At 67.5% G+C, this 26,992-nt stretch carries 23 protein-coding genes and 1 other RNA gene; 9 read left to right on the top strand and 15 right to left on the bottom strand.

The features are described from left to right. The first annotated feature begins 58 nt into the window (after positions 1–58). Positions 59–748: a YceI family protein gene (locus VH571_RS08250; RefSeq protein ID WP_123944705.1), complete on the top strand. Its 690-nt coding sequence runs from the start codon at positions 59–61 to the stop codon at positions 746–748. A gap of 109 nt (positions 749–857) precedes the next feature. Here the strand turns inward: VH571_RS08250 and VH571_RS08255 are convergent, their stop codons facing one another. Then, positions 858–1,724 carry an ADP-dependent NAD(P)H-hydrate dehydratase gene (locus VH571_RS08255; protein WP_423264115.1) on the bottom strand — a complete coding sequence of 289 codons (867 nt, stop codon included), beginning with the start codon at positions 1,722–1,724 and terminating at the stop codon, positions 858–860. A 23-nt stretch (positions 1,725–1,747) separates the two neighbouring features. On the opposite strand from VH571_RS08255, the gene VH571_RS08260 reads away from it, so the two are divergent. Both VH571_RS08260 and VH571_RS08265 read left to right on the top strand, forming a co-directional pair. Then, a complete protein-coding gene (locus tag VH571_RS08260) occupies positions 1,748–2,398 on the top strand; it encodes an HAD family hydrolase (protein ID WP_423264116.1) in 651 nt (216 codons plus the stop codon). A 27-nt stretch (positions 2,399–2,425) separates the two neighbouring features. Further along, positions 2,426–3,517, top strand: a complete 1,092-nt coding sequence (locus tag VH571_RS08265) for an NADH:flavin oxidoreductase/NADH oxidase (RefSeq protein ID WP_123944699.1) — start codon at positions 2,426–2,428, stop codon at positions 3,515–3,517. A gap of 119 nt (positions 3,518–3,636) precedes the next feature. Here VH571_RS08265 and VH571_RS08270 read toward each other — a convergent pair whose 3' ends face one another. The 3 genes from VH571_RS08270 to VH571_RS08280 all read right to left on the bottom strand — a co-directional run bounded on the left by VH571_RS08270 (position 3,637) and on the right by VH571_RS08280 (position 7,662). Then, complete coding sequence (locus VH571_RS08270; RefSeq protein ID WP_123944697.1) at positions 3,637–4,677, bottom strand: hemolysin family protein; 1,041 nt, start codon at positions 4,675–4,677, stop codon at positions 3,637–3,639. Continuing rightward, positions 4,674–6,038 carry a hemolysin family protein gene (locus VH571_RS08275; RefSeq protein ID WP_423264117.1) on the bottom strand — a complete coding sequence of 455 codons (1,365 nt, stop codon included), beginning with the start codon at positions 6,036–6,038 and terminating at the stop codon, positions 4,674–4,676. Before VH571_RS08275 ends, VH571_RS08270 begins: the two co-directional genes overlap by 4 nt. 184 nt (positions 6,039–6,222) lie before the next feature. Then, positions 6,223–7,662 carry a GuaB1 family IMP dehydrogenase-related protein gene (locus VH571_RS08280; RefSeq protein ID WP_423264118.1) on the bottom strand — a complete coding sequence of 480 codons (1,440 nt, stop codon included), beginning with the start codon at positions 7,660–7,662 and terminating at the stop codon, positions 6,223–6,225. A gap of 125 nt (positions 7,663–7,787) precedes the next feature. Here VH571_RS08280 and VH571_RS08285 point away from each other — a divergent pair, with 125 nt between their 5' ends. Further along, positions 7,788–11,639 (top strand): multifunctional oxoglutarate decarboxylase/oxoglutarate dehydrogenase thiamine pyrophosphate-binding subunit/dihydrolipoyllysine-residue succinyltransferase subunit, encoded by a 3,852-nt coding sequence (locus VH571_RS08285; RefSeq protein WP_423264120.1) that lies wholly within the window; start codon positions 7,788–7,790, stop codon positions 11,637–11,639. 153 nt (positions 11,640–11,792) lie between these two features. Here the strand turns inward: VH571_RS08285 and VH571_RS08290 are convergent, their stop codons facing one another. The 3 genes from VH571_RS08290 to VH571_RS08300 are packed head-to-tail and all read right to left on the bottom strand — an operon-like array spanning position 11,793 to position 13,236. Then, positions 11,793–12,233, bottom strand: coding sequence for a GNAT family N-acetyltransferase (locus VH571_RS08290; RefSeq protein WP_423264121.1), 441 nt, complete (start codon positions 12,231–12,233; stop codon positions 11,793–11,795). A gap of 47 nt (positions 12,234–12,280) precedes the next feature. After that, positions 12,281–12,520, bottom strand: coding sequence for an anti-sigma factor family protein (locus tag VH571_RS08295; protein ID WP_055958685.1), 240 nt, complete (start codon positions 12,518–12,520; stop codon positions 12,281–12,283). Continuing rightward, positions 12,517–13,236 (bottom strand): sigma-70 family RNA polymerase sigma factor, encoded by a 720-nt coding sequence (locus VH571_RS08300; RefSeq protein ID WP_123944687.1) that lies wholly within the window; start codon positions 13,234–13,236, stop codon positions 12,517–12,519. The genes VH571_RS08295 and VH571_RS08300 overlap by 4 nt, the downstream gene beginning before the upstream one ends. Before the next feature lie 39 nt (positions 13,237–13,275). On the opposite strand from VH571_RS08300, the gene aroA reads away from it, so the two are divergent. The 3 genes from aroA to VH571_RS08315 all read left to right on the top strand — a co-directional run bounded on the left by aroA (position 13,276) and on the right by VH571_RS08315 (position 16,741). Continuing rightward, on the top strand, positions 13,276–14,706 hold the full coding sequence (aroA, locus tag VH571_RS08305) for a 3-phosphoshikimate 1-carboxyvinyltransferase (RefSeq protein WP_423264122.1): 1,431 nt from the start codon (positions 13,276–13,278) through the stop codon (positions 14,704–14,706). Positions 14,707–14,719: 13 nt separating this feature from the next. Beyond that, positions 14,720–15,769 (top strand): ribosome small subunit-dependent GTPase A, encoded by a 1,050-nt coding sequence (gene rsgA / locus VH571_RS08310; RefSeq protein WP_055958693.1) that lies wholly within the window; start codon positions 14,720–14,722, stop codon positions 15,767–15,769. Between the two features lie 141 nt (positions 15,770–15,910). After that, the gene (locus VH571_RS08315; protein ID WP_423264123.1) at positions 15,911–16,741 is read left to right on the top strand and encodes an inositol monophosphatase family protein; all 831 of its coding nucleotides are present in this window, start codon (positions 15,911–15,913) and stop codon (positions 16,739–16,741) included. A 347-nt stretch (positions 16,742–17,088) separates the two neighbouring features. On the opposite strand, the gene VH571_RS08320 is transcribed toward VH571_RS08315, so the two are convergent. The 8 genes from VH571_RS08320 to VH571_RS08355 all read right to left on the bottom strand — a co-directional run bounded on the left by VH571_RS08320 (position 17,089) and on the right by VH571_RS08355 (position 24,269). Continuing rightward, positions 17,089–17,775, bottom strand: a complete 687-nt coding sequence (locus tag VH571_RS08320; protein WP_423264124.1) for a DedA family protein — start codon at positions 17,773–17,775, stop codon at positions 17,089–17,091. Between the two features lie 126 nt (positions 17,776–17,901). Next, positions 17,902–18,278: a transfer-messenger RNA gene (ssrA, locus tag VH571_RS08325) on the bottom strand. A gap of 111 nt (positions 18,279–18,389) precedes the next feature. After that, positions 18,390–18,911, bottom strand: a complete 522-nt coding sequence (smpB, locus tag VH571_RS08330; protein ID WP_055958703.1) for an SsrA-binding protein SmpB — start codon at positions 18,909–18,911, stop codon at positions 18,390–18,392. 202 nt (positions 18,912–19,113) lie between these two features. After that, positions 19,114–20,028, bottom strand: coding sequence for a permease-like cell division protein FtsX (gene ftsX / locus VH571_RS08335; protein WP_123944677.1), 915 nt, complete (start codon positions 20,026–20,028; stop codon positions 19,114–19,116). Beyond that, positions 20,025–20,849 (bottom strand): cell division ATP-binding protein FtsE, encoded by an 825-nt coding sequence (gene ftsE, locus VH571_RS08340; RefSeq protein WP_084815901.1) that lies wholly within the window; start codon positions 20,847–20,849, stop codon positions 20,025–20,027. The genes ftsX and ftsE overlap by 4 nt, the downstream gene beginning before the upstream one ends. Before the next feature lie 177 nt (positions 20,850–21,026). Continuing rightward, positions 21,027–22,133, bottom strand: coding sequence for a peptide chain release factor 2 (gene prfB, locus VH571_RS08345; protein WP_123944675.1), 1,107 nt, complete (start codon positions 22,131–22,133; stop codon positions 21,027–21,029). Positions 22,134–22,325: 192 nt separating this feature from the next. Further along, a complete protein-coding gene (locus tag VH571_RS08350; RefSeq protein ID WP_423264125.1) occupies positions 22,326–22,925 on the bottom strand; it encodes a hypothetical protein in 600 nt (199 codons plus the stop codon). A gap of 162 nt (positions 22,926–23,087) precedes the next feature. Then, a complete protein-coding gene (locus VH571_RS08355; RefSeq protein ID WP_423264126.1) occupies positions 23,088–24,269 on the bottom strand; it encodes a cysteine desulfurase family protein in 1,182 nt (393 codons plus the stop codon). A 121-nt stretch (positions 24,270–24,390) separates the two neighbouring features. On the opposite strand from VH571_RS08355, the gene glgX reads away from it, so the two are divergent. Together glgX and ybaK are read left to right on the top strand one after the other, a co-directional pair. Beyond that, positions 24,391–26,406 (top strand): glycogen debranching protein GlgX, encoded by a 2,016-nt coding sequence (glgX, locus tag VH571_RS08360; protein WP_423264287.1) that lies wholly within the window; start codon positions 24,391–24,393, stop codon positions 26,404–26,406. Next, entirely contained in the window at positions 26,403–26,885 is a 483-nt protein-coding gene (ybaK, locus tag VH571_RS08365; RefSeq protein ID WP_423264127.1) for a Cys-tRNA(Pro) deacylase, read from the top strand. Before glgX ends, ybaK begins: the two co-directional genes overlap by 4 nt. Positions 26,886–26,992: the final 107 nt, after the last annotated feature.

Raw genomic sequence — 26,992 nt, forward strand, 5'->3', positions numbered from 1 at the left:
GCCTGCACGGCCTGCACGCTTTCAGGACTCGGCAAGGGTGACGCGTCATCGTTTTCGCATGAAGAGACGAAGTAAGGTCCTCATCGGTGTGGCAGCGGGAGTCGTCGTGGTCGGCGGAGTCGTCGCCATCGCCGGTCCCGCTTTCTACCGCGATGTCATCGTCGGTGAGCCCGAGGCCGCGCCCACCGTGTCCGTCACGCCGGGCGACTCCGCACTCGCCGGGTCCGACCTCACCGGGTCGTGGAGCGTCGGATCGGGCAGCACCGCCGGCTACCGGGTCGACGAGGTGTTGAACGGCACCGACGTGACCGTGGTCGGCAAGACCTCCGACGTCACCGGCACGGTCGACTTCGACTCCGACTCGATCACCAAGGCCGACATCACGGTCGACGTCGCGTCGATCGCCACCGATAGCACGAGTCGCGACGAGTACTTCCGCACCTCCGCGCTCGAGACCGACATCCACCCCGACGCGACATTCACGCTCACCTCACCCCTCGACACCGGCGATCTCTCGGACGGCGACGTGACGAAGTTCACGGCCACCGGCAAACTCACCATGCACGGCGTCACGAAGACGGTCTCGGTGCCCATGCAGGCGGCGCTATCCGGCGACGGCGCCGAAGTGAGCGGGTCGATCCCCGTCACCTTCGCCGACTACAAGGTCGCAGCGCCCAGCCTCGGCTTCGTCAAGGTCGAAAACTCCGGTTCGGTCGAGTTCTTGCTGAAGGCGTCGCCCGCAGCCTGATCTCCGTCCACCCATCAGTACGAGAGCGATCCGCCACCCGCCGCCGCCGCACCGGGCCTGTGGGAGCGGATCGCTCTCACATTTGCGGCCGCTTCAGCAGCACTCCGGATCAGCCCCGGAACAGCTCGGCAATGGTCGCCGGCAGTGCGTCGATGAGCCCGAGCACCGTGAGCGGCCCTCCGCCTGACGCGCGCTCGGCGGCGAGACCGTGCACGACGCTCGCAGTTGCCGCCAATCGCGCGAGCGCATTTGAGTCGCGCGCGATCTCGTCGGCGTGCGTGGCGACCAGAGCCCCGAGGATCCCGCCCAGCGCATCCCCCGCCCCGGCCGTCGCGAGCCAGGACGGCGCACTCGAGGCCACGAGTCGCACCCCACCGGGTGCGGCGACGTACGTCCGGTGCCCCTTGAGCAGCACCGCCGCGCCCCACTCGTCGGCCACCCGCGCCGCCGCGGTCGCGGGGTCGTCGGCGATCTCGGAGACCTCCTGCCCGGTGGCTCGGGCGAGCTCGCGGAAGTGGGGCGTGACGACGATCGGCCCGGTCGCCTGCTCGCGAAGCGCGAGCGCGCCCGCGTCGAGCACCATCGGGTTGCCGGTCGCGACCGCCTCGGCGAAGCGGTTCGTCGTGACGCCGTCGAGGGTCGCCGGGTCGATCCCCGAGCCGAGCAACCAGGCCTGCACGCGACCGGGGCTCGTCACGGCCTCCGGTCGGCGGTGGAGCACGAAGTCGGAGGCTCGGGAGGGCCCCAGGTAGCGGAGCATGCCGAGGCCCGTGTGCAGAGCGGCCTCGACACCGAGCACGGCCGCGCCCGGATACTGGTCTGAGCCGGTGACGACGCCGAGCACGCCCCGGCTGTACTTGTCGTCGTCCTCGCGGGGAACGGCGATCGAGCCGGCCGCGTCGGAGGGCGTCCAAGGGGTATACGTGGGTTCGGTCGATGCAGTCACTCCCCCACGGTAGGCCTGTCGCGTGTTCACCGGGCTCCGCTAGCGTGACGGGCATGTCTTTATCGATTCCGGGCCGCACGATCGTTTTCGACTACGGCGAGGTCATCAGCGTGTCGCCTCCGGCTTCGGCACGCACCGAGGTGGAGCGCCTCGCCGGGGTTGCCGCCGAGGGGCTGTGGCGCAGCTACGATGCTCACCGCGACGCACTCGACTCGGGCGACCTCTCGATCGTCGAGTACTGGCGCCTGATCGCCGCCGAGAACGACACCGAATTCACCCTCGGGCGCATCCACGAGCTCTGGGCGGTCGACTTCGCCGGGTGGCTCCACCCCGAGCCCGGCACGGTGGCCATCCTCGAAGAACTGCACGACGGGGGCACGCCGCTCGCTCTCCTCTCGAACGCTGGCTTCGACTTCGGCTCGCCCTTCCGCTTCGGCCCCGTGGGCACCCTCTTCGACCGGCACTTCGTCAGCGCTGAGATTCACGACTTGAAGCCGAGCGCCTCCATCTACGAGACCGTTCTGCGCGAGCTCGCGATCACGCCCGGCGAGATGGTCTTCGTCGACAACAAGCGCGTGAATGTGGAGGCGGCCGAAGCCCTCGGCATCACCGGACACGTGTTCACGTCGCCCGCCTCGCTCCGGGAGTTCCTCACCGGGCTGGCCGCGTCGGATCCTGCGCTCCCCCTCGACCTGCCGGAATGATCCGCGGCCGACGTCGTTGAAACAGATATGACTTCGCTCTTCGACCCCATCACGCTGCGCGGAACGACCTTCCGCAACCGCCTCTGGGTACCCGCCATGTGCCAGTACTCGGCCGAGAACTTCGACGGGATGCCCGGCACCTGGCACCTCGTGCACCTGGGCTCGTTCGCCCGCGGCGGCGCCGGCGCCATCATCACCGAGGCGACGGCCGTCGTGCCCGAGGGCCGCATCTCGCCGCAAGACCTGGGCATCTGGAACGACGCCCAGCGCGACGCGTTCCGCCCGATCGTCGACTTCGTTCACTCGCAGGGCTCCGCCATCGGCGTGCAGCTCGCTCATGCCGGGCGGAAGGCCTCGACGCCTCGCACCTGGGACGACCAGGTCGGCACGCTGAACGAGTCGCAGCACGGCTGGAAGACGGTGGGCCCGTCTCCGATCGCGTTCGACGGCTACGACGTTCCCCGCGAGCTGACGACCGAGGAGGTCCGGGGGGTCGTGCAGGCGTTCGTCGACGGGGCCGTCCGATCGCAGCAGGCAGGGTTCGACTTCGTCGAGCTCCACGCCGCCCACGGGTACCTCATGCACGAGTTCCTCTCTCCGCTCAGCAACCAGCGCACCGACGAGTTCGGCGGATCGCTCGAGAACCGTGCCCGCATCGTGGTCGACGCCGTTCGCGGCATCCGTGCCGCCACCGGCGACGACTTCCCGATCCTGGTCCGCTTCTCGGCCACCGACTGGACCGAGGGCGGCTGGGACGAAGCCTCGACCGCGATCGTGTCGGGCTGGGCGCGCGACGCCGGTGCCGACCTGTTCGACATCTCGTCCGGCGGAAACGTCGCGAAAGCGGAGATCCCGGTGGGCCTCGGCTACCAGGTGCCGCTCGCCGCGTCAGTCCGCGCCGACGCCGAGGTCGAGACGGGTGCGGTCGGCCTGATCATCGGCGCCGAGCAGGCCCAGGCGATCGTTGCCGACGGTGAGTCGGACGTCGTCTTCGTCGGCCGCGAGTTCCTTCGCGACCCGCACTTCGCCCTCCGGGTCGCGGCCGAGTTGGGCGTCGACCTGCCGTACTACCCGCAGCAGTACCACCGCGCGCCGTTCCACGTGTCACAGCCGGCGTAGCTGGCCCACCGGCGTAGCCCGCCGCGCCGGCGGCGCCGAGTGACGCGAAATGCCCCCTGCACACTCGTGCAGGGGGCATTTGCCGTCACTCGCGGATCACAGCCATGGCAGGCGCCGCGCTACCGACGTCTGGTGGCGTCCTGCACCTCGCCGATGAGCTCCTCGATGATGTCTTCGAGGAACAGCACCCCGCGGGTCGTGCCCTGCTCGTCGAACGACCGCGCGACGTGCACTCCGGCACGGCGCATGGTCGCGAGGGCGTCTTCGAGTTCGGTGCCCTCATAGATCGAGATCAGCTGCCGGATCCGCTTCGGGGGCACAGGATCCGAATACTCGTCATCGGCGAGATCGATCACGTCTTTGAGGTGGAGATACCCGGTCGGCTCGGACTGCTCGTTGACGAGCACGTACCGCGAGAATCCGCTCTGCGCCACGGCCCGCTCGACCTCGGCCGGCGTCGCCGCCTCATCGAGCGTCACCAGCGACGGCAGGGCCACCGCGACGTCGGAGACCTTCTTCTCGGTGAACTCGAAGGCGGCGGTGAGGGCACCCGTCGTATCGCGGAGTACACCCTCTCGCTGCGACTGAGCGACGATCGTCTGCACCTCTTCGACGGTGAACGCGCTGGTGGCCTCGTCTTTCGGCTCGACGCCGAAAGCCTTGATGATGCAGTTCGTCACCCAGTTCAGCGACCGGATCACGACGCTGAAGATGCGTCCGACGAACACCAGCGGGGGCGCGAGCAGGAGCGCCGCGCGGTCGGGCACCGAGAACGAGAGGTTCTTCGGCACCATCTCGCCGAAGACGACGTGGAGGAACGACACCAGCAGCAGCGTGATGATGAAACCGACGGTGTCGACCAGCTCGGTGGAGAGGCCGGTCAGGTGCAACGGCCCCTCGAGCAGGTGGTGGATCGAGGGCTCCGAGACGTTCAGGATCAGCAGCGAGCACACGGTGATGCCGAGCTGGCTGGTCGCGAGCATGAGCGTCGCGTGCTCCATCGCCCAGAGCGTGGTCTTGGCCGCACGGTTGCCGGCCTCCGCTTTGGGCTCGATCGACGACCGCCGCGCCGAGATGACGGCGAATTCGGCGCCGACGAAGAAGGCGTTGCCGAGCAGCAGCACGACCAGCCAGACGATTCCCCACCAGTCGCTGCTCATCGGGCCACCTGCCCTTCGCGCGAAGCCGCGGCAGTGGCGGCATCGATGTGCTCTCGGGCGATGCTGTCGTCAACCGCCGGCGTGAACCGGATCCGGTCGATGCGGCGACCGTCGAGGCGCTCGACGCGGAAGGTGCCCGCCTCGACGTCGACGGCGTCGCCGACCGCGGGAAGGCGCCCGAGCTCGCTCATCACCCAGCCACCCACGGTCTCGTAGGGGCCGTCTTCCGGCACCTTGACGGAGGCTCGTTCGAGAAGCTCGTCGGGGCGGAGAAGGCCCGGAAAAGTGAGCCAGTCGCGCGAACGAACGACGTCGACGCGCGAGCGATCGTGCTCGTCGGACACCTCGCCCACCAGCTCTTCGATCAAGTCTTCGAGGGTGACGACCCCCGCTGTTCCGCCGTACTCGTCGACGACGACCGCCATCTGGTACCCCTTGCCACGCACCTCTTCGAGGAGGTTGTCGAGAGTCATCGTCTCGGGCACCCGAATCGCCTCGGTCTGCAGGGCCGACACGGGTACCTCGCCGCGCTTCTCGCGCGGCACGGCGACCGCCTGTTTGACGTGCACGAGCCCGACGATGTCGTCGATGTCGTCGTCGGTGACCGGAAAGCGCGAGTAGCCCGTGCGGCGCGCTTCGGCGAGCACGGTCTCGGCCGTGTCGGTGCGCGAGACGCTGGTGACGCGCGGCCGGGGTGTCATGACGTCGGAGGCGTCGTGGTCGCTGAAGACGAGCGTGCGCGCCAGCAGCGTCGCCGTGTCGAGGTCGAGGCTTCCCTCGAACGCCGACCGGCGCACGAGCGATGAGAGCTCTTCGGCGGTCCGCGCCCCCGAGAGCTCCTCTTTCGGTTCGATGCCCATGCCGCGGAGAATCGCGTTGGCGGTGCCGTTCAGCACTGCGACGGCGGGCCGGAAGACGGCGGTGAAGGCGACCTGAAACGGGATCACGAGTTTCGCCGTGGCGAGCGGCAGCGCCAGCGCGAAGTTCTTCGGCACGAGCTCGCCGATGATCATCGACAGCAGGGTCGCCAGCACGATCGAGACGATCGGGGCAACGACCTCGACCACCTCGATCGGCCCGCCGAACTGGCGGAACGGATCGGCGAGCAACGTCGAGATCGCCGGCTCCATCGTGTAACCGGTGAGGAGGGTGGTCAGAGTGATGCCGAGCTGCGCACTCGAGAGGTGAGTCGAGGTGACCTTGAGGGCACCGATGGTCGAGCCGAGGCGTTTCTCGCCTTTGGCCTGTCGCGCCTCGAGATCAGCGCGGTCGAGGTTGACGAGCGAGAACTCGCTCGCCACGAAGAGGCCCGTACCCACTGTGAGGACGAGACCGATGCCGAGCAAAAGCCACTCGTTCACGAAGCGGACCCTCCCGGCTGGAAGAAGGGCGGATAGGGCGAATGTCTATGGTGATGGTCGTCCATTATCCGATTAGTTTATCGGCGTGCACCGACGCGCGGGTGCCCGGAAACCGAGAATCCGCCAGATTCGTCACAGCCCAGGATCCGGCGGGCCGGATCCTGCGATTTTCGCCGGGGGCGCGCTACCAGCTGACCGGCAGCGCCTTGCCCTCCTCGTACCCTGCAGCCGACTGGATGCCGACCAGCGCGCGCTCCGAGAACTCGGCGAGAGTGCGAGCCCCCGCGTAGGTGAGCGACGACCGGACTCCCGACGTGATCATGTCGAGCAGGTCTTCTACGGAAGGGCGCAAAGGGTCGAGGTAGATCCGCGACGACGAGATGCCCTCGGCGAAGAGAGTGCGGCGGGCGAGCTCGTACGGGTCGAGGCGCTCGAAGCGCGATCGCACGGCCTTCGTCGACGCCATGCCCCAGCTCTCTTTGTAGACGCGGCCGTCGGCATCGGTGTCGAGCTCACCGGGAGCCTCGATGGTGCCGGCGAACCAGGAGCCGATCATCACGCTGGAGGCACCGGCGGCCAGCGCGAGAGCGACATCGCGGGGATACCGCACGCCGCCGTCGGCCCAGACGTGGGCGCCCAGTGCGCGGGCTGCCTCCGCGGTCTCGAGCACGGCCGAGAACTGCGGGCGCCCGACCGCCGTCATCATTCGCGTGGTGCACATGGCGCCCGGGCCGACGCCGACCTTGACGATGTCGGCACCCGCTCCGACGAGCTGACGGACCGCCTCAGCCGTGACGACGTTGCCCGCCACGAGGGGAACGCCCAGCTCGAGTGCGGCGACTGTCTTGAGCGCGCGCAGCATTCCGTCTTGGTGGCCGTGCGCCGTGTCGAGCACGAGGACGTCGACGCCCGCCGCGACCAGGGCCTTCGCCTTGTCGGCGACGTCGCCGTTGATACCCACCGCGGCGGCGACCCGCAAGCGACCGTCCGCATCCACGGCAGGACGATAGATGGTCGAGCGCAACGCCGTCTTGCGACTGAGGGTGCCGATCACGTGCCCCTGATGAAGCACCGGGGCGAAATCGAGGTCGGCGGCCACGAGGAGGTCGAAGGCGGCGCGCGGGCCGTCGATGTCGTCGGCGTCGAGCGAGGCGAGCCGGCCGTGGAGAAGATCGCCGAGCACCGCGTCGTCGGAGGCTTTCGCCAGACGCGTCGCCGGGATGCAGCCGAGGTACGAACCGTCGGAGTCGTGCAGAACGATGCCCTGACCCTCGGCTGCCGGCAGCGCTCGACGGGCCGTCTCGACGGAATCGGCCGGAGACATGACGTAGGGGGTGTCGAAGGCGACCGGCTGCTCTTTCACCCAGCGGATCGCCGAGTCGAGATCTTGCGGGTGCATGTCTTGCGGAAGCACGCCGAGACCGCCGCGGCGGGCCAGCGTCGCCGCCAGCCGGTGCCCGGTGACCGAGTTCATGTTCGCCGAGACGATCGGGATGGTCTGACCCGTTCGATCACCCGTGTCGAGCGAGACATCGAGCCTCGACGAGACGCTCGATCGGCTCGGGACGAGGAACACGTCGGAGTACGTCAGGTCGTGCGTCGGAGTGGTCTCGTAGAACCTCATGGCATTCAACCTATTCCCTGTGAGTGCCTCCCACCCAGGACAACGTCGACCGATTAGTCTTGATCTGCACGGGCGACGAGGGCCCTGCGAACGATCAACAATCAACGGAGAGTGGGCGATCGGCTGTGTCTAGCCACGTGACCGGAACGACCGACGACGGCGCCGCAGAGCAGTTCGGCGCCAACGAATGGCTCGTCGACGAGCTCTACGAGCAGTACGTCGTCGATAAGAATTCGGTCGACAAGACGTGGTGGCCCATCCTCGAGAGCTACAAGCCCGGCGAGGGCGCCTCGACGCCCGACTCACCCGACGCAGCGTCGGCAGCAGACGATGCCGCGCCCCAGCCGGTCTCCGCTCCGCAGACGGTCTCCGATCCCGACTCCGCTCTCGACCCGTCGCGCCTGTCCGATCCCGTCCGACCGGCGCCGAGCACCTCGACTCCGCCCGCGTCGACGACCTCCGGCCGCAGCGTCCCGGCCCGCACCACCTCCGTCGCTCCCAAAGAGAAGCCCGTGCCCGCCGAGGCACCGACTCCCCCGTCGAAGAAACCCTCCGCCTCCGAGCAGCCGACGCCCGAGCCCGAGAACGTCGTGCAACCGCTTCGCGGAATGTCGAAGAGTCTCGCGACGAACATGGACGCCAGTCTCACGGTGCCGACGGCGACCAGCGTCCGCACGATCCCCGCCAAGTTGATGATCGACAACCGCATCGTGATCAACAACCACCTCAAGCGCGCTCGCGGTGGCAAGATCTCGTTCACCCACCTCATCGGGTGGGCCCTCGTCCAGGCCCTGAAAGAGTTCCCGAGCCAGAACGTCTTCTACGACGTGGTCGACGGCAAGCCGTCGGTGGTCACCCCGGCTCACATCAATCTCGGCCTCGCCATCGACATCCCGAAGCCCGACGGCACACGCGCCCTTCTCGTGCCCGGCATCAAGAAGGCCGAAACCCTCACCTTCGCTCAGTTCCTCTCCGCGTACGAAGACATCGTCAAGAAGGCCCGAGCCAACAAGCTCACCGCCGACGACTTCGCCGGCAACACCATCTCGCTGACCAACCCGGGCGGAATCGGCACCGTCCACAGTGTGCCCCGCCTCATGAAGGGCGCGGGCGCGATCATCGGCGCCGGCGCTCTCGAATACCCCGCCGAATTCCAGGGGTCCGCCTCCAAGACGCTCGTCGAACTTGGCATCGGCAAGACGATCACGCTCACTTCGACCTACGACCACCGGGTGATCCAGGGCGCCGGCTCGGGCGAATTCCTCAAGATCGTCCACGAGATGCTCATCGGCGGGCGACAGTTCTACGAAGGCATCTTCTCGGCGCTGCGCATTCCGTACGCGCCGATCCACTGGAACTCCGACATCAACGTCAACCTCGCTGAGCGCGTCGGCAAGACCGCCCGAGTGCAGGAGCTCATCAACAGCTACCGCGTGCGCGGCCATCTGATGGCCGACATCGACCCGCTCGAATACCGCCAGCGCACGCACCCCGACCTCGAGATCGAACGTCACGGCCTCACCTTCTGGGATCTCGATCGCGAATTCGTCACCGGCGGTTTCGGCGGCAAGGCCGGAATGCTGCTGCGCGACATCCTCGGCGTCCTCCGCGATTCGTACTGCCGCACGATCGGCATCGAGTACATGCACATCCAAGATCCGGCGCAGCGTCGCTGGGTGCAGGAGCACATCGAGGTGCCCTACGCGAAGCCGAGCCACGACGAGCAGATGCGCATTCTCGGCAAGCTCAACGAGGCCGAGGCCTTCGAGACCTTCCTCCAGACTAAGTACGTCGGCCAGAAGCGCTTCAGCCTCGAGGGCGGCGAATCGGCCATCTCACTGCTCGACACCGTGATCCAGGAGGCCGCCGCTGCGGGGCTCCAGGAGGTCGCGATCGGCATGGCCCACCGCGGTCGCCTCAACGTCCTGACCAACATCGCGGGCAAGACGTACGGTCAGATCTTTCGCGAGTTCGAAGGCACGCAAGATCCGCGCACCGTGCAGGGCTCGGGCGACGTCAAATACCACCTGGGCACCGAGGGCGAGTTCACGAGTGCCGCCGGCAAGACGATCCCGGTGTACATCGCCGCCAACCCGTCGCACCTCGAGGCGGGCGACGGAGTGCTCGAGGGCATCGTGCGCGCCAAGCAGGATCGCGGTGTGCCGCTGGCGTTCGCCGTTCTGCCGATCCTCGTCCACGGCGATGCGGCCATGGCCGGCCAGGGCATCGTCGTCGAGACCATGCAGATGTCGCAGCTCCGCGGCTACCGCGTGGGTGGCACGATCCACATCGTCATCAACAACCAGGTCGGGTTCACCACCTCGCCGTCCGAGGGTCGCTCGTCGATCTACTCGACCGACGTCGCGAAGACCATCCAGGCGCCGATCTTCCACGTCAAGGGCGACGACCCCGAGGCGGTGGCCCGGGTCGCCGAGCTCGCGTTCGCGTACCGCCAGGAGTTCAAGCGCGATGTCGTCATCGACCTCATCTGCTACCGACGCCGTGGCCACAACGAGGGCGACGACCCCTCGATGACCCAGCCGCTCATGTACAGCCTCATCGAAAACAAGCGGAGCGTGCGCACCCTCTACACAGAGGCGCTGGTCGGTCGCGGCGACATCACTCAGGAGGAATACGAGGGCGCCCACCGCGACTTCCAGGATCGCCTGGAGCGGGCCTTCGGCGAGACCCACGCCGCACAGACGGGTTCCATTCCCGTGGTCAGCTCTGATGGTGACGCCGTCGCCGACCTCGAGCGCCCCGTAGCGCAACAGGCCGAAGACTCCACGGCCGGCGATGGCTCCCCCGCCGACAAGTTCGAGACGTCGATTCCCCTCGACCTCGTGCACGCCATCGGCGATTCCTTCGACAACCCGCCGAGCGGCTTCAGCGTGCACCCGAAGCTCCAGCAGCTGCTGAAGAAGCGCGTCGAGATGACCCGCAGCGGCCAGATCGACTGGGCTTTCGGCGAACTGCTGGCACTCGGGTCGGTTCTCACCGAGGGCACCCCCGTCCGCATGGCCGGCCAAGACACGCGCCGCGGCACCTTCGTGCAGCGCCACGCCGTGCTCCACGACCGCGAGAACGGCCAGGAGTGGATCCCCCTCCAAAACGTCACCGACAACCAGGCGAAGCTCTGGATCTACGACTCTCTGCTCAGCGAGTTCGCGGCGATGGGCTTCGAGTACGGCTACTCGGTAGAGCGTGCCGACGCGCTCGTTCTCTGGGAGGCCCAGTTCGGCGACTTCGCGAACGGCGCCCAGACGATCGTCGACGAGTTCATCTCGAGTGCCGAGCAGAAGTGGGGCCAGCGCTCGAGCGTCGTCCTGCTGCTGCCGCACGGCTACGAGGGTCAGGGGCCCGACCACTCGTCGGCCCGGATCGAGCGCTACCTGCAGCTCTGCGCCGAAAACAACATGACGATCGCCCGACCCTCGACACCGGCATCGCACTTCCACCTGCTGCGCCGCCAGGCCTACGCGAGACCCCGCAGACCGCTCGTCGTCTTCACCCCGAAGGCGATGTTGCGACTGCGCGGCGCCACGAGCGATGTCGAAGCGTTCACCAGCGGTCGCTTCGAGCCGGTGCTCGACTGCACCCGGGTCGAGAACCCCGCGGCGACCAAGCGCATCGTGCTGCATTCGGGCAAGATCCACTACGACCTCCAGGCCGAGCTCGACAAGCGTCAGGTTCCGCGCGACGACATCGCCCTGATCCGACTGGAGCAGCTCTACCCGCTGGCCCTGCCCGAGATCCAGGCTGTCCTCGACCGCTATCCCTCGGCCGAGATCGTCTTCGCGCAGGAGGAGCCTGAAAACCAGGGTGCCTGGCCGTTCATCGCCCTCGAGCTCGCGCCGAAGCTCGGTCGGCCTATCACCGTGGCCTCGCGTCCGGCGTCGGCCGCCCCCGCGACGGGTTCGCCCAAGCGGAGCGCTGCCGAGCTGGCGGCGCTAGTCGATCGGGCGCTGAGCCTCTAGCCCGACCGGCCACCTGCCGAATTTGAAGGAGATTTCGCGTCGCGACCCCGTCGGATCCTGATGTCCGCGTCGGGGCCGAGCGAAATCTCCTTCGAATTCGGAGGCACGCCACGGCGTCAGACAAGGCGCACCCGGGAGGCAGCAGCCCGGGCGTCAGCCGAGCTTGGTGTACCGCGTGCCCGACTCGTGGTAACCGCGCTTCTGATAGAAGCGATGCGCCGAATCGGTAGCAGCGGCCGAGACCGCCGAGAGCTGCGAAGCCGAGTGCGATTCGGCCCAGGTCTCGAAGTGCGTGAGCAGCTGTGACCCGAGTCCGTCGCGGCGCACATCAGGCCGGACGACCAGGAGCAAGAGCTGCGCTGTCGGTGCATCGGAGTTGTAGGCCCACATGACGTGCGCCCCAGCGACGGCGCTGATCCGGCCGGCACCATCGCGGACCACCCACGTCTCATGACCCGCCTCGAGCGAAAGATGCGTGAGCCTCGCCGAGAGGTCGGTCGTCTCCAGCGAGTAACCGAGCGAACGGATCAGTGCGACGAGGTCGTCGAGGTCGTCAGTGCTGGGAGTGCCGAGCGTCTCCACGGTGGCGGTCATGACCCGAAACTACAGGATCCGGCACCACCGTTACGCCACCTGAACGACTAGTGCGCCTGGAGGTCTCTGATCTTCGCCAGCACCATCAACCGGAGGTCTTCGGGGGCCGTCTCTTTGCAGGCTCGCTGCACGGCCTCCGTCATGACCACGTTGACGTGGAATTCACTGGAGCAGTCGGCACAGCCGGCCATGTGCTCTCGGATGTCGTGTGCGTCGTCGCGCGCGAGCTCGTTGTGCAGGTACTCCTCGAGCTCCGCCTTGGCTTTGTCGCAGCCGCAGTCGGTCATTTCGTGCTGCCTTTCGATGGGGTCTTCGAGGTGGAGGGGGGAACGACGATGCCACGCTCGCGGGCGTAGTCGCCCAGGAGCTCGCGCAGCAGGCGTCGACCACGGTGCAGACGGCTCATGACGGTACCGACCGGGGTCTTCATGATGTCGGCGATCTCTTGGTACGAGAATCCTTCGACGTCAGCCAGGTAGACCGCGAGTCGGAAGTCTTCGGGAACCTTCTGCAGCGCGTCTTTCACGGCACTGTCGGGAAGGTGGTCGATGGCTTCTGCTTCGGCGGAGCGTGACGTCGAGCTAAGCGTGGCGCTGGTCGCGCCGCCCATCTGCCAGTCTTCGAGTTCGTCGATCGTGCCCTGGTAGGGGTCGCGCTGCTTCTTGCGGTACGTGTTGATGAAGGTGTTCGTCAGGATCCGGTACAGCCACGCCTTCAGATTCGTGCCCTGCGTGAACTGCCCGAATGCGGCGAACGCCTTCACGTAGGTCTCTTGCACGAGGTCGGCGGCGTCAGACGGGTTGCGCGTCATCCGCATGCCTGCCGCATAGAGCTGATCCATGAACGGGAGCGCCTGCTCTTCGAACAGGGCGCGAACGTCGACGGTCTGGTCGGGGGTGTCGCTCGGCGAGGTGCTGGTGTCGGCGGTGCCGTCGGGGGTGCTCATCAGAGCCAATTCTAGTTCGGCGACCCGGGGGGCATCGAGAGTGCTCGTAGCTGCCATGGGTCCTCCTTCATCACGGTGCATTACCCTTGACAACCGATGCAGGTATTCAGGTATTCCGAGCCCGATTTCAACCCGTACGGCGACAGCGATCGCGAGTCGAAAGACAAGCCGCTGCTCGACGAGGGATTCTGGGTCGCGCCGTCGGCGACCGGCCCCGTGACCTCGACACTGAGCCTGCCCGGCTCGAAGTCACTCACGAATCGCGAGCTCGTGCTGTCGGCGCTCGCGTCGGATCCTTCGCTTCTGCGCCTGCCCCTTCACTCCCGCGACTCGGCCCTCATGATCGACGCCCTTCGAGCACTCGGCGTGACTATCGAGGAGCGCGACAACGGCGAACCATACGGCCCCGACCTTCTGGTCACGCCGGGCGAACTGACCGGCGGCACGTCGATCGAGTGCGGACTCGCGGGCACTGTGATGCGGTTCCTTCCGCCCGTCGCAGCCCTCGCCACCGGGCCGGTCACCTTCGACGGCGACGAAGCCGCCCGACGCCGCCCCATGCGCACCACGATCGAGTCGCTGCGGGCCCTCGGGGTCGACGTCAATGACGACGGCCGTGGCACTCTGCCCTTCAGCCTCTACGGCACCGGTCGAATCGACCGGTCGGAGGTGTCCATCGACGCGTCCGCCTCCAGTCAGTTCGTGTCGGGCCTTCTTCTGTCGGCCCCGCGCTTCGACGCGGGTCTCACGCTGCGGCACACCGGCGAGAAGCTGCCGAGCCTTCCCCACATCGAGATGACGGTCGACGCCCTCGCCTCGCGGGGCGTTGCCGTCGAGTCGCCCGAACCCGGAGTCTGGGTCGTGCCGGCGACGCCGATCAGCGGCCGCGACGTCACGATCGAGCCCGACCTGTCGAACGCTGCGCCGTTCCTCGTGGCCGCGCTCGTCGCCGGTGGCCGCGTGTCGATTCGGCACTGGCCGACCGAGACCACCCAGGTCGGAGCCGACCTCGAAGAACTCCTGCCGCTCTGGGGTGCCACGGTCACCCGCGACGGCGACACGCTGACCGTCGACGGCGGCTCCGGTCTCATCGGCGGCGGCTCGCTTCCGGGCATCGAACTCGACCTGTCGCGCGGTGGCGAATTGGCCCCCGCCCTCGTCGCTCTTGCCGCCCTCGCCTCGGGCCCCAGCACGATCACCGGTATCGGCCACCTGCGAGGGCACGAGACGGATCGCCTCGCAGCCCTCGTCACCGAGATCAACGGGCTCGGAGGCAACGCGACCGAGCTCGACGATGGCATTCACCTCGAGCCCTCCCCGCTTCACGCCGGCCAGTGGAAGACCTACGGCGACCATCGCATGGCCCACGCCGCCGCAATCATCGGTCTCGCCGTGCCGAACGTGGAAGTCGACGACGTGCGCGTCGTCTCGAAGACGCTTCCGCAGTTCGTCGATCTCTGGGTCGAGCTGCTCGGCCGGAAGGTCGACGTGACCCCGGCCGACACGAGTCTGCTCGGGTTCCTGTGATGGGCTGCAGACTGTGAGCTGGTGGTCGGACGGCGACGAGCCCGTCGATGAGGAGTACTCCGAGTACGACGAGTCGTCGATCCGGATCCGCCCCAACCCCAAAGCCAACCGCCCCCGCACGAAGCAGCGCCCGGCCTACGACCAGGCCGTTCCGGGAGTCGTCTGGACTGTCGATCGAGGTCGCTACGGCGTGCTGATGGACGCCGGCACCCCGGACGAGCGCGAGATCACCACAGCCCGGGCCCGCGAGCTCGGCAAGAAGGCCGTCGTGACGGGCGACCGGGTCGACGTCGTCGGCGACACGAGCGGGGCCGAGGGCTCTCTCGCACGCATCGTTCGGGTGCAGGAGCGGACGACACTGCTCCGCCGCAGTGCCGACGACACCGACGCCGTCGAGCGGGTGATCGTGGCCAATGCCGACCAGATGCTCATCGTCGTAGCCGCCGCCGACCCGGAGCCGCGCCCCCGTCTGGTCGACCGCTACCTCGTGGCGGCATTCGATGCGGGTGTCGAACCGATCCTGGTGATCACGAAAACCGACCTCGCGGATCCTGAGCCGTTCGCCGCGCACTTCTCTTGCCTGGATCTCAGGATCCTGACGACGTCGTCGACCCAGTTCTCGGGATCCGAGCTCGACACGCTCCGCTCCGTTCTCGACGATCACGTGACGGTCACCGTGGGGCACTCCGGTGTCGGCAAATCGACCCTGGTCAACGCGCTCACCGGCTCGAAGCGGGCGGTCGGCGTCGTGAACACCGTGACCGGCCGCGGGCGCCACACATCGTCGTCGACCGTGTCGTTCAAGGTACCCTCGGGTGGCTGGATCGTCGACACACCCGGTGTGCGATCGTTCGGGCTCGGCCACGTGAACCCCGAGAACATCCTCCGATCGTTCGCGTCGCACGCGGTGTTCCCCGAGGGATACGAGCCCCCGGGCGGCATTCCGCTGACCGAGGCCCACGACTGGGAGATCATCGACCGCGTCGAGGCCGGCGAGCTCGGCGACATCGGCCGGGAGCGACTGGAATCGCTGCAGACGCTGCTCGGCAACCGCGGGGCGTAGTAGCCCCGAGGGTCGGTTCTGGCGGAGTCGGCGGGTGTTCTCGAGAGTCGGSGGGTGCTGCAGCACCCGCCCACACCTCACAACACCCGCCCACTGCAACCGGGCCCGCCGCACGCAGACCGCGACCGATACGCTGATCGGGTGGCCCACGAAGACGACACCGCCCCCGATCACTCAGCCGACCTCGCCCTCGCGCTCCTCCTCGCAGACGAGGCCGACGCCATTGCGCTCGCTCGCTACCGGGCGGCCGACCTCGACGTCTCGCTGAAGGCCGACCACACCCACGTCACCGACGCCGACAAGGCTGTCGAGCGTGCGATTCGGGCTCGACTCGAGGCCGAGCGGCCCGACGACGCCTTCTACGGCGAGGAGTCCGGCCGCGCCGGCGAGAGCACGAGGCAGTGGATCGTCGATCCAATCGACGGCACCGCGAACTTCCTCCGCGGCGTGCCGATCTGGGCCACGCTGATCTCGCTCGTGATCGACGGCGAGCCCGTGGTCGGGGTGGTCAGTGCGCCGGCGCTCGGCAGACGGTGGTGGGGGTCGGCGGGAGCCGGATCCTTCGGTTCTGACATCGGCAAGGCCGCCACTCCCCTGCGAGTGTCTGAGATCGATTCTCTTGCCGACGCGTCGCTTAGCTACAACGGCTTGCAGTACTGGATGAAGGCGGGGCGGGTCGACAACCTTATCGCGCTGGCTGATCAGGTGTGGCGCACGCGTGCCTACGGCGATTTCTGGTCGTACATGCTCGTCGCCGAGGGCGCTATCGACATCTCGGGCGAATTCGACCTGCAGCCGTACGACATGGCGGCCCTCTACCCGATCGTGACCGAGGCCGGCGGACGCTTCGGCGGCATCGACGGCGGTGACGGAATCTGGCACGGAAGCGCCCTGGCCACGAACGGCCGGCTGCACGATGCGGTGGTCGCCGCCGTGGCGCCGGTCTCGACCTCGCCGAGCGGCTCCGTGTGACCCTCGCATCGACCACCGCCACGCTGATGAGCTGGAGGTTCGGAGCGCCCAGGACGCTTCCGACCGAGCCCGCTGCGCTCACCTGATCTGTTTGCGGCGGTGACGCATCCCCGCCTGGCCAGATCGGGCCCGGCATCCGGGGGTTACCTGGCCAACCCGGGGTGCCTCACGCACTCGCACCCCCGGCCGGGCATTCTGCCCCGCCGCGCGGGGGTTCCTCGGCCCGCACGGGGGTTCAGGTCCCACTCGGCGCCAGTGACGCACCCTCGCCTGGCCAAATTGGGCCCGGCATGCGGGGGTTATCTGGCCAACCCAGGGTGCCTCACCGACTTGCACCCCCGGCCGGGCTAGACCTCGGGGCGCGACTCCACCGACGGGCCGTCCGAGGACGGGGCGGCACCCGCACCCGCGCCGGCACCTCCACCCGCACCACCGACCCGCTTCGCCCGACGCCGCTCGATCAGCGCGTGCACCACGATCGGGCCGACCGAGATAACCACGATCACGATGGCGAGAATGTCGATGTGCTCCGTGATGAACGGGAACCCGCTCAACAGCGAGCCGATCACGGTGAGGCCCACCGCCCAGAGGAACGCGCCGATCACGTTGAAGAGCAAGAATTTGGGGTACTTGTACCGGCTCGTTCCGGCAGCGAGGGGCACGTAGGTGCGCACGATCGGCACGAACCGCCCGAGGATCAGCGCCGGTCCGCCGTAGCGAGCGAAGAAGACTTCGGCACGCTCGAGGTATTCGGTCTTCAGGATCCGGGCGTTCGGCTTGAAGAGACGCCTCCCGAATCGACTCCCCAGGAAGTAGCCCACCTGATCGCCCAGGAACGCGGCGACGAATGCACAGATGGCAATCGTCGCGACGGCGAGGCCGAGTTTGTCGTGCAGGAGGCCGGCTGTGACGAGCAGGCTGTCGCCCGGCAGAAAGGGGAAAAGAACACCCGACTCGATGAAGATGATGAGAGAGAGGCCGGCGAGGGCCCAGGGGCCGAGGTTTTCGAGCAGGGCCTGAGGGTCGAGGAGCATGCCGCAATCCTGACAGCACTCGATCAGAAACCCCGCAGAACCTGCGTAGAGCGCACAAAGAAAGGGCGCCCGTGTGGGACGCCCTTCTCGGATCCGGAGACATTCACGGAGCACGACAGAGACCGATGGTGGAGATGGGGGGAATTGAACCCCCGTCCATCGCTGAGATTGAACGCCTTCTACGGGTGTAGCCGGATGAGTCGTTCTACTTGGCCCCCACCTTTGCTACCGGCATCTAGGTGGACGAGCCCAGCCCGAGTTTGAGTCCCGTGTCACCCTCTGGCGTAGTGACACAGCAAGCCCTCTAGATGACGTCAGGCTCCGGATAGAAGGCGGTCTCCGGTCTGACGGACTTATGTGGCTCTACTGCTTACGCAGCGAGAGCGAAGTCAGTGCGCGATTTATTGGCACTTATTGTTTTCCAGAGATCGTTTACGAGATAACCCTGAATCCTCGACCCGCTTCTCGTTCGCATACAGGCGATGTCGAAACCGATCATCCCCTCGAGTGGGTCTCTGTCGTGCTCTGTGGAGTTGTCGCGGTTCGTCTTGCCCGAAGGCAATCTGCCACTGATGGGTAGATCACCCGGTCTTCGGCAGGGAATTCAGTCTACGTCAGTCGCCCATGTTCCGTCGAGCCGACATGGCCCGGTCGGCCTCGCGTCGGTCGGTCCGTTCGCGCAGGGTCTGGCGCTTGTCGTATTCGCGCTTACCCTTGGCGACCGCGATCTCGACCTTGGCTCGGCCATCGGCGAAGTAGATACGAAGAGGAACGATCGTGTAACCGCCCTCTTTCGTCTTGTGGCTGATCTTGATGATCTGCTGCTTGTGCATCAGCAGCTTGCGCTTGCGTCGGGGTGCGTGGTTGTTCCAGGTGCCCTCGGTGTATTCGGGGATGTGCACGGCGTCGAGCCAGATCTCGCCCCCCTCGATAAAGGCGTAGCCATCGATCAGCGAGGCGCGGCCCTGACGGAGTGCCTTGACCTCGGTGCCCCAGAGCACGATGCCGGCCTCGTAGGTGTCGTCGATGAGGTAGTCGTGGCGCGCACGGCGGTTGCTCGCGACCACTTTCTCGCCGCGGTCGCGATCGGACACGCCTTTTTTCGAGATGGGCCTGGAAGAAGAGTCGGTTGCCATGGTCGTCTCCTTCGAGATACGTCGGGCAGGATCCTGCACCCGGCTTTCGAGCGCAGCCTTACAGTATATGCGCCCACCGACGTTCTCCCCGACCGGCCGGGCCTGTGCAAATTCGAAGGAGAAACCCGGCAGCGACCCCGCCCGATCCGCAGAAAGTCGTCGCGGCCGGGCAGGATCTCCTTCAAATTCGGAAAGCGGGCAGCTACACCTTGAGGTAGCGGCGGATCGCGACACCTGCCGAGAGAGCTGCCAGCGCAGCACCGATCACGATCAGCAGCGGCACAACCACGTAGGTGTCGCCCATTGTGACGAACGGCGTCGACGCGAAGTTCTCGGCGAGGTACCCGCGCACGAACACCTTCACGATCAGGATCATGGCCCCGCCCGCCAACACCGAGCCCACGAGCGCCGCGATCACACCCTCGAGGATGAAAGGCGTCTGAATGAACCGGTTCGACGCCCCCACCAGCCGCATGATGCCGAGCTCCCGCCGCCGGCTGAACGCCGACAGGCGAATCGTCGTGGCAATGAGCAAGACGGCCGCGATCAGCATCAGGACGGCTATGCCGATCGCCGTGTACGACGCCGCGTTCAGCACCGAGAAGATCGGCTGGAGATAACCGCGCTGATCGACGACGCTCTGCACGCCCGCCTGATTGGAGAGGCTCTCGATCAGGATGTCGGACTGCGAGGGATCCTTGAGGTTCACCCAGAAGGTCTCGTTGAGGTACGACGGCTGCACGAACTCGGTTGCGGGGCTGTCGGCGAACTGCTTCTTGAAGCGGTCATAGGCATCCTGCTGCGTCTCGAAGTACGACTTCTGAATGTACGGCTTCAGCGTCGACGACTGCAGCTGGGCTTCGACCTGGTCTTTCTGCGCGGTCGTCGCTTTGGCGCCCGTGCAGTTTCCGGTGGTGTCGGTGTCGGTGCAGAGGTACACGGCGACCTGCGCCTTGTCGTACCAATAGCCCTTCATCTGGTTGATCTGCAACTGCAGCAGAGCCGCCGTGCCGACGAACGTGAGCGAGATGAACGTCACGAGCACGACCGAGATGACCATCGAGAGGTTGCGCTTGAGGCCGGATCCGACCTCGCTGAGCACGAGACGGAGCCTCATTTGTCGGCTCCCCACTCGGGAACGGACTGCTGGGCAACGGATTCAGGATCCAGGCGCGGCGCCGGCACGGTCTGCGTCGGAACGCCCTGCACGCGCGGCTGCGCCCCCTCCTGGCCCACCTGCTGAATGGGAACCGCCTGCGTCTGATACCCACCCGAGCGCTCGTCGCGGATGATGTTGCCGCCGGACAGCTCGATCACTCGCCGCTGCATCTGGTCGACGATTCCGGCGTCGTGGGTGGCCATGAGCACGGTCGTGCCCGAGGCGTTGATTCGGTCGAGGAGAGTCATGATCCCGGCGCTGGTCGAGGGGTCGAGGTTTCCGGTCGGCTCGTCGGCGAGGAGGATCGCGGGGCGGTTGACGATCGCGCGAGCGATGGCGACGCGCTGCTGCTCGCCGCCCGAGAGCTCGTGCGGAAGGCGCTGAGCCTTGCCGGCAAGCCCGACCATCTTGAGCACGTCGGGAACGGCCTCCTGGATATAGCCGCGGCTCTTGCCGATCACCTGAAGCGTGAACGCGACGTTGTCGAAGACGGACTTCTGCGGAAGCAGGCGGAAGTCTTGGAAGACGACCCCGAGGTTGCGGCGGAAGTACGGCACCTTGCGACTCGAGAGCGTGCCGAGCCGCTGGCCGAGCACGTGGATCTGGCCCTTCGAGGGCTTCTCCTCCTTGAGCACGAGACGCAGAAAGCTCGACTTACCCGAACCCGAGGCGCCGACGAGGAAGACGAACTCCCCCTTCAGGATTTCGAGGGTGACGCCGTTAAGCGCCGGGCGCGGGTTGCCGGCATAGAACTTGGAGACTTCATCGAAGCGAATCATGACGGGGCAACGATAGGTGGCGGGAGCGACGATTCAGTGCAGGCGCGCCCCCTCGGCGAGCCTCGCAATTGGCTGGGAGCGGCCGGGGGGAACCGGCAGGCGGATCCTTCGGTTCTGTCGGGTTCTGTGGGCCCGCGTCTCACGCTCGCCCGACCCAGTAACCCTTGCCGCAGCGGCTCAGTCGTCGGAGCGCTTGCGCCAGCGGATGCCGGCCGAGATGAAGCCGTCGAGGTCGCCGTCGAACACGTTCGAGGGGTTGTTTACCTCGTACTCGCTGCGGAGGTCTTTGACCATCTGGTACGGAGCGAGCACGTACGAGCGGATCTGATCGCCCCAGCTCGCGGTAATGGTGCCGGCGAGCTCTTTCTTCTTCGCGTTCTCGGCTTCTTTCTGCAGGAGGAGGAGTCGCGACTGGAGCACGCGCATGGCCGCGGCGCGGTTCTGGATCTGGCTCTTCTCGTTCTGCATCGAGACGACCGTGCCGGTCGGGATGTGCGTGATGCGAACCGCCGAGTCGGTCGTGTTGACCGACTGGCCGCCGGGGCCCGACGAGCGGAACACGTCGACGCGGATGTCGTTCTCGGGGATGTCGATCGACTCGGTCTCTTCCATCAGCGGAATGACCTCGACGGCCGCGAAACTCGTCTGGCGCTTGCCCGCCGCACCGAACGGCGACATGCGCACCAGGCGGTGCGTGCCGGCCTCGACGCTGAGCGTGCCGAACGCGTAGGGAGCGTCGACCTCGAAGGTGGCCGACTTGATTCCGGCCTCTTCGGCGTAGCTGGTGTCCATCACGCTGACCTTGAAGCCGTGCTGCTCGGCGTAGCGCAGGTACATGCGCAGGAGCATATCGGCGAAGTCGGCCGCGTCGACGCCGCCCGCCCCCGCGCGGATGGTGATAACGGCGGGCCGAGGGTCGTACTCGCCGTCGAGCAGCGTCTGGATCTCGAGGGTGTCCATCATCGACTGGATGTTCTTCAGCTCGACCTGCGCCTCGTCAGCTGACTCCTGGTCGTCGCCCTCGTTGGCCATCTCGACCAGCACCTCGAGGTCGTCGAGACGCTGACCGGTCGTGGTGATCTTGTCGAGCTCGGACTTGCGGTGGCTGAGATCGCTCGTGACCCGCTGGGCGTTCTCGGTGTCGTTCCAGAGATCAGGATCCGAGGCCTGCCGCTCGAGCTCGGCGATCTCGCTCTCGAGACGTTCCACACCGATCACGGCGCTGATGTCGGCGAAGGTGGAGCGGAGGGCCGCGATCCGGTCGGAGAAGTCGAGCTCGATCATAGTTATCGAGCTTACCGTTCGGTGCCAGTACGGTCGGGGCCGCCCTGAAATCGGCGGGTGTTCCTCGCCCCGACCGGAGTCGGCGGGTGTTCTTGAGAGTCGGCGGGTGCTTCAGCACCCGCCGACACCTCACAACACCCGCCGACTCACGCCGACCCCCGCCCGACGCACGCGCCCGGCCGCCGTAGCCGATCAGCGCAGCACGCCCGCCTCACGGAGCGCGAACTCGGCGAGCTGCCGCTGCTCGAGATCGTCGCCCGCGCTCCACGCCGCCACCGGGTTCGGGCTGAGCCGCAGCAACCCTGCGGAGTCGCCGGTTGCAAGCGCCCGGAACGCCAGCAACTGGAGCCCGCCGTCGGTCAGCGAGAGCCCGCGAACCTCGGCCACCCGCCGTACGAAGCGCAACCGGGGGCGCAGCCACACCACGAGGATGACGGCGATCGGTACGAGGCTCACGACGAGCCCGGCCGAGAGACTGACATGCCCGATCAGCTCCTGCTGCCGCTGACCGGCATCGACGAAGGTGTCGCCGACCTGACTCGCCTGCTGCAACGGGGCGCTGGCCGATTTACCGACGAGAGGCACTCCCCCGAGCGTCTCGGCGGCGTCACCAAGCGTCGATCGAAGGCGGGAGCCGGCGTTCTCGACGGTCCGGCCGACGTCGGCGAGGGCCGCTATGACTCCCGCGACGACCACGCCGAGCACGACGAACAGCACGACGCCGACGACGGCCACGACATCACCGGCGATCTGGCGGGTGCGGGCGGCCGGAGCTGCCGAATAAATCTGCATACCGGCGATCCTGGCCCGTGCTTCGCCCGGCCGCCGACATTGGCTAGCCGTTTTCTGCATCGCTTACCGATAATTCGGTAAGCGATGTGTGAAACGGTAAGCGACGCAGCACGAGCGCGACAGCGCGAATCGCAGCAGCGCGTGGCGCAGCCGACCGCGCGGCTAGTGCCCGAGCGCCGGCACCCGCGCCGAGAGCCCGGCCCGGCTCGCCCGTGCCACGGCCTCCGGCAGTGCGCCGAGGAAGGCGTCGACGTCGGCGTCGGTCGTCGAGTGCCCCACCGTGATGCGGAGGGCACCGCGTGCCTCGTCGTCGTCGAGCCCCATCGCGAGAAGTACGTGCGACGCCTCCGGAATGCCCGCCTGGCACGCCGAGCCCGTCGACACCGAGACGCCGGCAGCGTCGAGCAGAAAGAGGAGTGAGTCGCCCTCGCACCCGGGGAAAGTGAAGTGAGCGTTGCCCGGCAACCGGTCGATCGGCGCACCCCGGAGTACGGCCGACGGCACGGCGGCCCGCACCCCGTCGATCACGCGGTCGCGCAGGCGTTCATAGCGCGACGGGTCGGCGGCCGAGGCCGACGCCGAACGGGCCGCGACGGCGAAGGCGACCGCCGCGGGGGCGTCTTGCGTGCCCGACCGCACCTGACGCTGCTGCCCACCGCCGTGGATGAGCGGCACGACCGTGGCGGTGCGCGAGAGCACGAGAGCACCGATGCCGATGGGCCCGCCGACCTTGTGCGCCGAGACGCTGAGCGCCGCCAGACCGGTCGCACGGAAGTCGATGGGCACCTGCCCGTACGCGGCCACCGCATCCGAGTGCACCGGAACGCCGAAAGACGCGGCGAGCGCGACCATCTCGCGCACCGGCTCGAGTGTGCCCACCTCGTTGTTGGCCCAGAGGAACGTGACGAGGGCGATGTCGTCGTGGGCCTCGAGCGCCGCGGAGAGCGCTTCGATCTCGATCGTGCCCTCGGCGTCGAGGGGAATCCACTCGATCACTGCGCCTTCGTAGCGTTCGAGCCATTCGACGGTGTCGACGGTCGCGTGGTGCTCTCCTCGGGCGACAAGGATCCGGGGGCGCGACCTCTCTGACTGCCTGGCCCACCAGAGCCCCTTGACCGCGAGGTTCACGCTCTCGGTGCCGCCCGAGGTGAAGACGACTTCGATGGGATCGCAGCCGAGCGAGGAGGCCACGGTTTCGCGGGCTTCTTCGAGCACCCGCTTGGCGCCCTGGCCCGCGCTGTGAATGGACGAGGGATTGCCGACCGCTCCGAGTGCCTCGGTGTACGCCGAGATGGCCTCGGGGAGCATGGGGGTCGTCGCCGCGTGGTCGAGGTAGACAGGCAAGGCTCCTCCTTCGTCGGTCACTACTCTAGATCGCGTGTCTGACGTCGAACTCCTCCCCCGCGACGGCGGCGATGCCGCGACGCGCGATTCTGCCGAGGCTGAGAGCGCTCGGGCCGATCCTCTGAGAGATCTCGGCGTCCGCGTCACCGCCGACGGTCCGACGATCCGTGTCTGGTCGGGGCGGGCGACCGGTATCGACCTCGTGATCGACGATGCCCCCGCCGAGCACGTCGTTCCGCTCACGCGCGACGTGCACGGGGTCTGGAGTGGCTCGGATCCTCGCCTCGCGCCCGGTCGCCGCTATTGGTTGCGGGCCGACGGCCCGATCGTCGGTGACGACGGGGTGCGCACGCCGTTCGATCCGGGCGTGAACCTCCTCGATCCGTACGCCCGGGGGCTCGGTCGCACCGGTCGCGGTGAGTGGCGCGGTGTCGTCGTCGATGAGTCGTTCGACTGGGGCGGCGTCGAGAAGCCGCGTACGCCTCTCGACCACACCGTCGTCTACGAGGCCCACGTCCGCGGCCTTACACGACTCGCTCCATTCGTCCCCGACGACCTGCGCGGCACCTACGCGGGTCTGGCCCACGAAAACACGATCGCCTATCTGACCGATCTCGGCGTCACGGCTGTGCAGCTCCTGCCGGTGCACCAGCACGTCGACGAGCAGCGACTGGTCGCTCAGGGCTTCGAGAACTACTGGGGCTACAACACGCTGTCGTATTTCGCGCCCCACGCCGGCTACGCCTCCCGCGACGCTCAGCTCGGTGGGCCGAGCGCGGTGCTTCGCGAATTCAAGGGCATGGTCAAGCTGCTGCACGCCGCCGGCATCGAGGTCTGGCTCGACGTGGTCTACAACCACACCGCAGAAGAGGGCGAAGACGGCCCGGTGACGAGCCTCCGGGGGCTTGACGGCAGCTACTACCGGCACGACGCCGACGGCAACCCCATCGACGTCACCGGGTGCGGCAACACGCTCGACACGAGCCTCCCCGCGGCGTCCCGCCTGGTGCTCGACTCTCTCCGCTACTGGGCGAACGACCTACAGATCGACGGCTTCCGTTTCGACCTCGCCGCCACGCTCGGTCGTGGCCCCGACGCCGTCTTCTCCCCCGATGCCCCGCTGCTGACGGCCATTCGCGACGACCCGGCGCTCGAAGGCGTCCGGCTCATCGCCGAGCCGTGGGATGTCGGCCTCGGCGGCTGGCAGACCGGCAACTTCCCTGTCGGATGGAGCGAATGGAACGACCGCTTCCGCAACCGGGTGCGAGAGTTCTGGCTGCGCGACATCGCTCACGCGAGGGGCTCAGGATCCAGCACGAACGGTCTCGGATCCTTCGCTTCGAAGCTCTCGGGGTCGAGTGGCCTCTACGCTCACGATCGCGGTCCGCTCGCGGGCGTCAACTTCATCACGGCGCACGATGGCTTCACGCTCGCCGACGTCGTGGCGTACGACCAGAAGCACAACCTCCGCAACGGCGAAGACAATCGCGACGGCACCGACGACAACCGCTCGTTCAATCACGGGGCCGAGGGGCCGACCGACAACCCGTGGATCCTCGACGCCCGAAGGCGAGCCTCGCGCAACCTGCTCGCGACGCTCTTCCTGTCGGCCGGCGTGCCCATGCTCACCGCGGGCGACGAGATCGGGCGGACCCAGCGGGGTAACAACAACGGCTACTGCTCCGACGACGAGACCTCGTGGGTCGACTGGAACCTCGACGACGAGCGGGAGGCGCTGCTCGCCGACACGAAGGCGCTCATCCGGCACCGGCGCGAGAACCCGGCGCTTCGCCCCGTGCGCTTCGGCACCTTCGGCGACGTGACCCCGAGTGCCACCGACATGACCTGGTTCGGAGCCGACGGCGGGCCCCTCGAGCCGGACGACTGGCGCAACCCGGCGCACCGCACCCTGCTGTATCTGGCCGCGTCCACTCCCGAGTTCGAGGCGTTCAACCGCGTTCTCATCGTGGTGCACGGCGCCGAAAGCCCGGTGACCGTCACACTGCCCGAGTACAGCGACATCGAATCGTACGAGGTGCTCTGGACGAGCGGCGACGCCTTCGACCCACGGCCGCGGCTGCCCGGGGAGTCGTACGGGATCCTGGGGCCGACGGTGACGCTCTGGCGGGTCGTGTGACCGCCTCGCCCGCTACCCCGGCCACCGCACTGCTCGGTGACCTCGGCATCGTCTTCACTCCTCACGCGTACGAGCATGCCGACACGGTGACGAACTTCGGCGAGGAGGCCGCGGCCGTGCTCGGGCTCGACGAAGACCGCGTGTTCAAGACCCTCGTCGTGCAGGCCGACGATGCACTCGTCGTCGCCGTCGTGCCGGTGTCGGGCAAGCTCGACCTCAAGGCGCTGGCCGCGGTGGTCGGGGCGAAGAAGGCGGCCCTCGCCGACTCATCGGTTGCTGCGCGCCGAACCGGCTACATCGTCGGAGGGATCAGCCCGATCGGCCAAAAGAGCCGGCTCCGCACCGTGATCGACGAAACGGCGGAGCTGTTCGACACGGTGTTCGTCTCGGGAGGCCGGCGCGGATTCGACGTGGAGCTCACGCCGAGCGATCTCGCTCGGGCCACTGACGCGACGTTCTCCGCGATAGCCCGGTCGTAGCTGTCACCGGCTCGTACGGAGCCGATTCGCGAGAAGAACCGGGGCCGAGGATCCGCCAGCCGCCGTGGGGTACAGCGCATGCCGGGCTGTGTCGGTGGCTCGGCGTA

Source organism: Frondihabitans sp. 4ASC-45 (assembly GCF_049472575.1).
Lineage (GTDB): Bacteria > Actinomycetota > Actinomycetes > Actinomycetales > Microbacteriaceae > Frondihabitans.

Bases quoted from the DNA above. Each gene is read 5' to 3' on its own strand.
- smpB (WP_055958703.1), bottom strand. From the start codon at position 18,911: ATGGCAACCGACTCTTCTTCCAGGCCCATCTCGAAAAAAGGCGTGTCC.
- ftsE (WP_084815901.1), bottom strand. From the start codon at position 20,849: ATGATTCGCTTCGATGAAGTCTCCAAGTTCTATGCCGGCAACCCGCGC.
- VH571_RS08290 (WP_423264121.1), bottom strand. From the start codon at position 12,233: ATGACCGCCACCGTGGAGACGCTCGGCACTCCCAGCACTGACGACCTC.
- ftsX (WP_123944677.1), bottom strand. From the start codon at position 20,028: ATGAGGCTCCGTCTCGTGCTCAGCGAGGTCGGATCCGGCCTCAAGCGC.
- VH571_RS08300 (WP_123944687.1), bottom strand. From the start codon at position 13,236: ATGGCAGCTACGAGCACTCTCGATGCCCCCCGGGTCGCCGAACTAGAA.
- VH571_RS08260 (WP_423264116.1), top strand. From the start codon at position 1,748: ATGTCTTTATCGATTCCGGGCCGCACGATCGTTTTCGACTACGGCGAG.
- aroA (WP_423264122.1), top strand. From the start codon at position 13,276: ATGCAGGTATTCAGGTATTCCGAGCCCGATTTCAACCCGTACGGCGAC.
- VH571_RS08320 (WP_423264124.1), bottom strand. From the start codon at position 17,775: ATGCTCCTCGACCCTCAGGCCCTGCTCGAAAACCTCGGCCCCTGGGCC.
- VH571_RS08295 (WP_055958685.1), bottom strand. From the start codon at position 12,520: ATGACCGACTGCGGCTGCGACAAAGCCAAGGCGGAGCTCGAGGAGTAC.
- VH571_RS08265 (WP_123944699.1), top strand. From the start codon at position 2,426: ATGACTTCGCTCTTCGACCCCATCACGCTGCGCGGAACGACCTTCCGC.
- VH571_RS08280 (WP_423264118.1), bottom strand. From the start codon at position 7,662: ATGAGGTTCTACGAGACCACTCCGACGCACGACCTGACGTACTCCGAC.
- VH571_RS08270 (WP_123944697.1), bottom strand. From the start codon at position 4,677: ATGAGCAGCGACTGGTGGGGAATCGTCTGGCTGGTCGTGCTGCTGCTC.
- prfB (WP_123944675.1), bottom strand. From the start codon at position 22,133: ATGATCGAGCTCGACTTCTCCGACCGGATCGCGGCCCTCCGCTCCACC.
- VH571_RS08350 (WP_423264125.1), bottom strand. From the start codon at position 22,925: ATGCAGATTTATTCGGCAGCTCCGGCCGCCCGCACCCGCCAGATCGCC.
- VH571_RS08250 (WP_123944705.1), top strand. From the start codon at position 59: ATGAAGAGACGAAGTAAGGTCCTCATCGGTGTGGCAGCGGGAGTCGTC.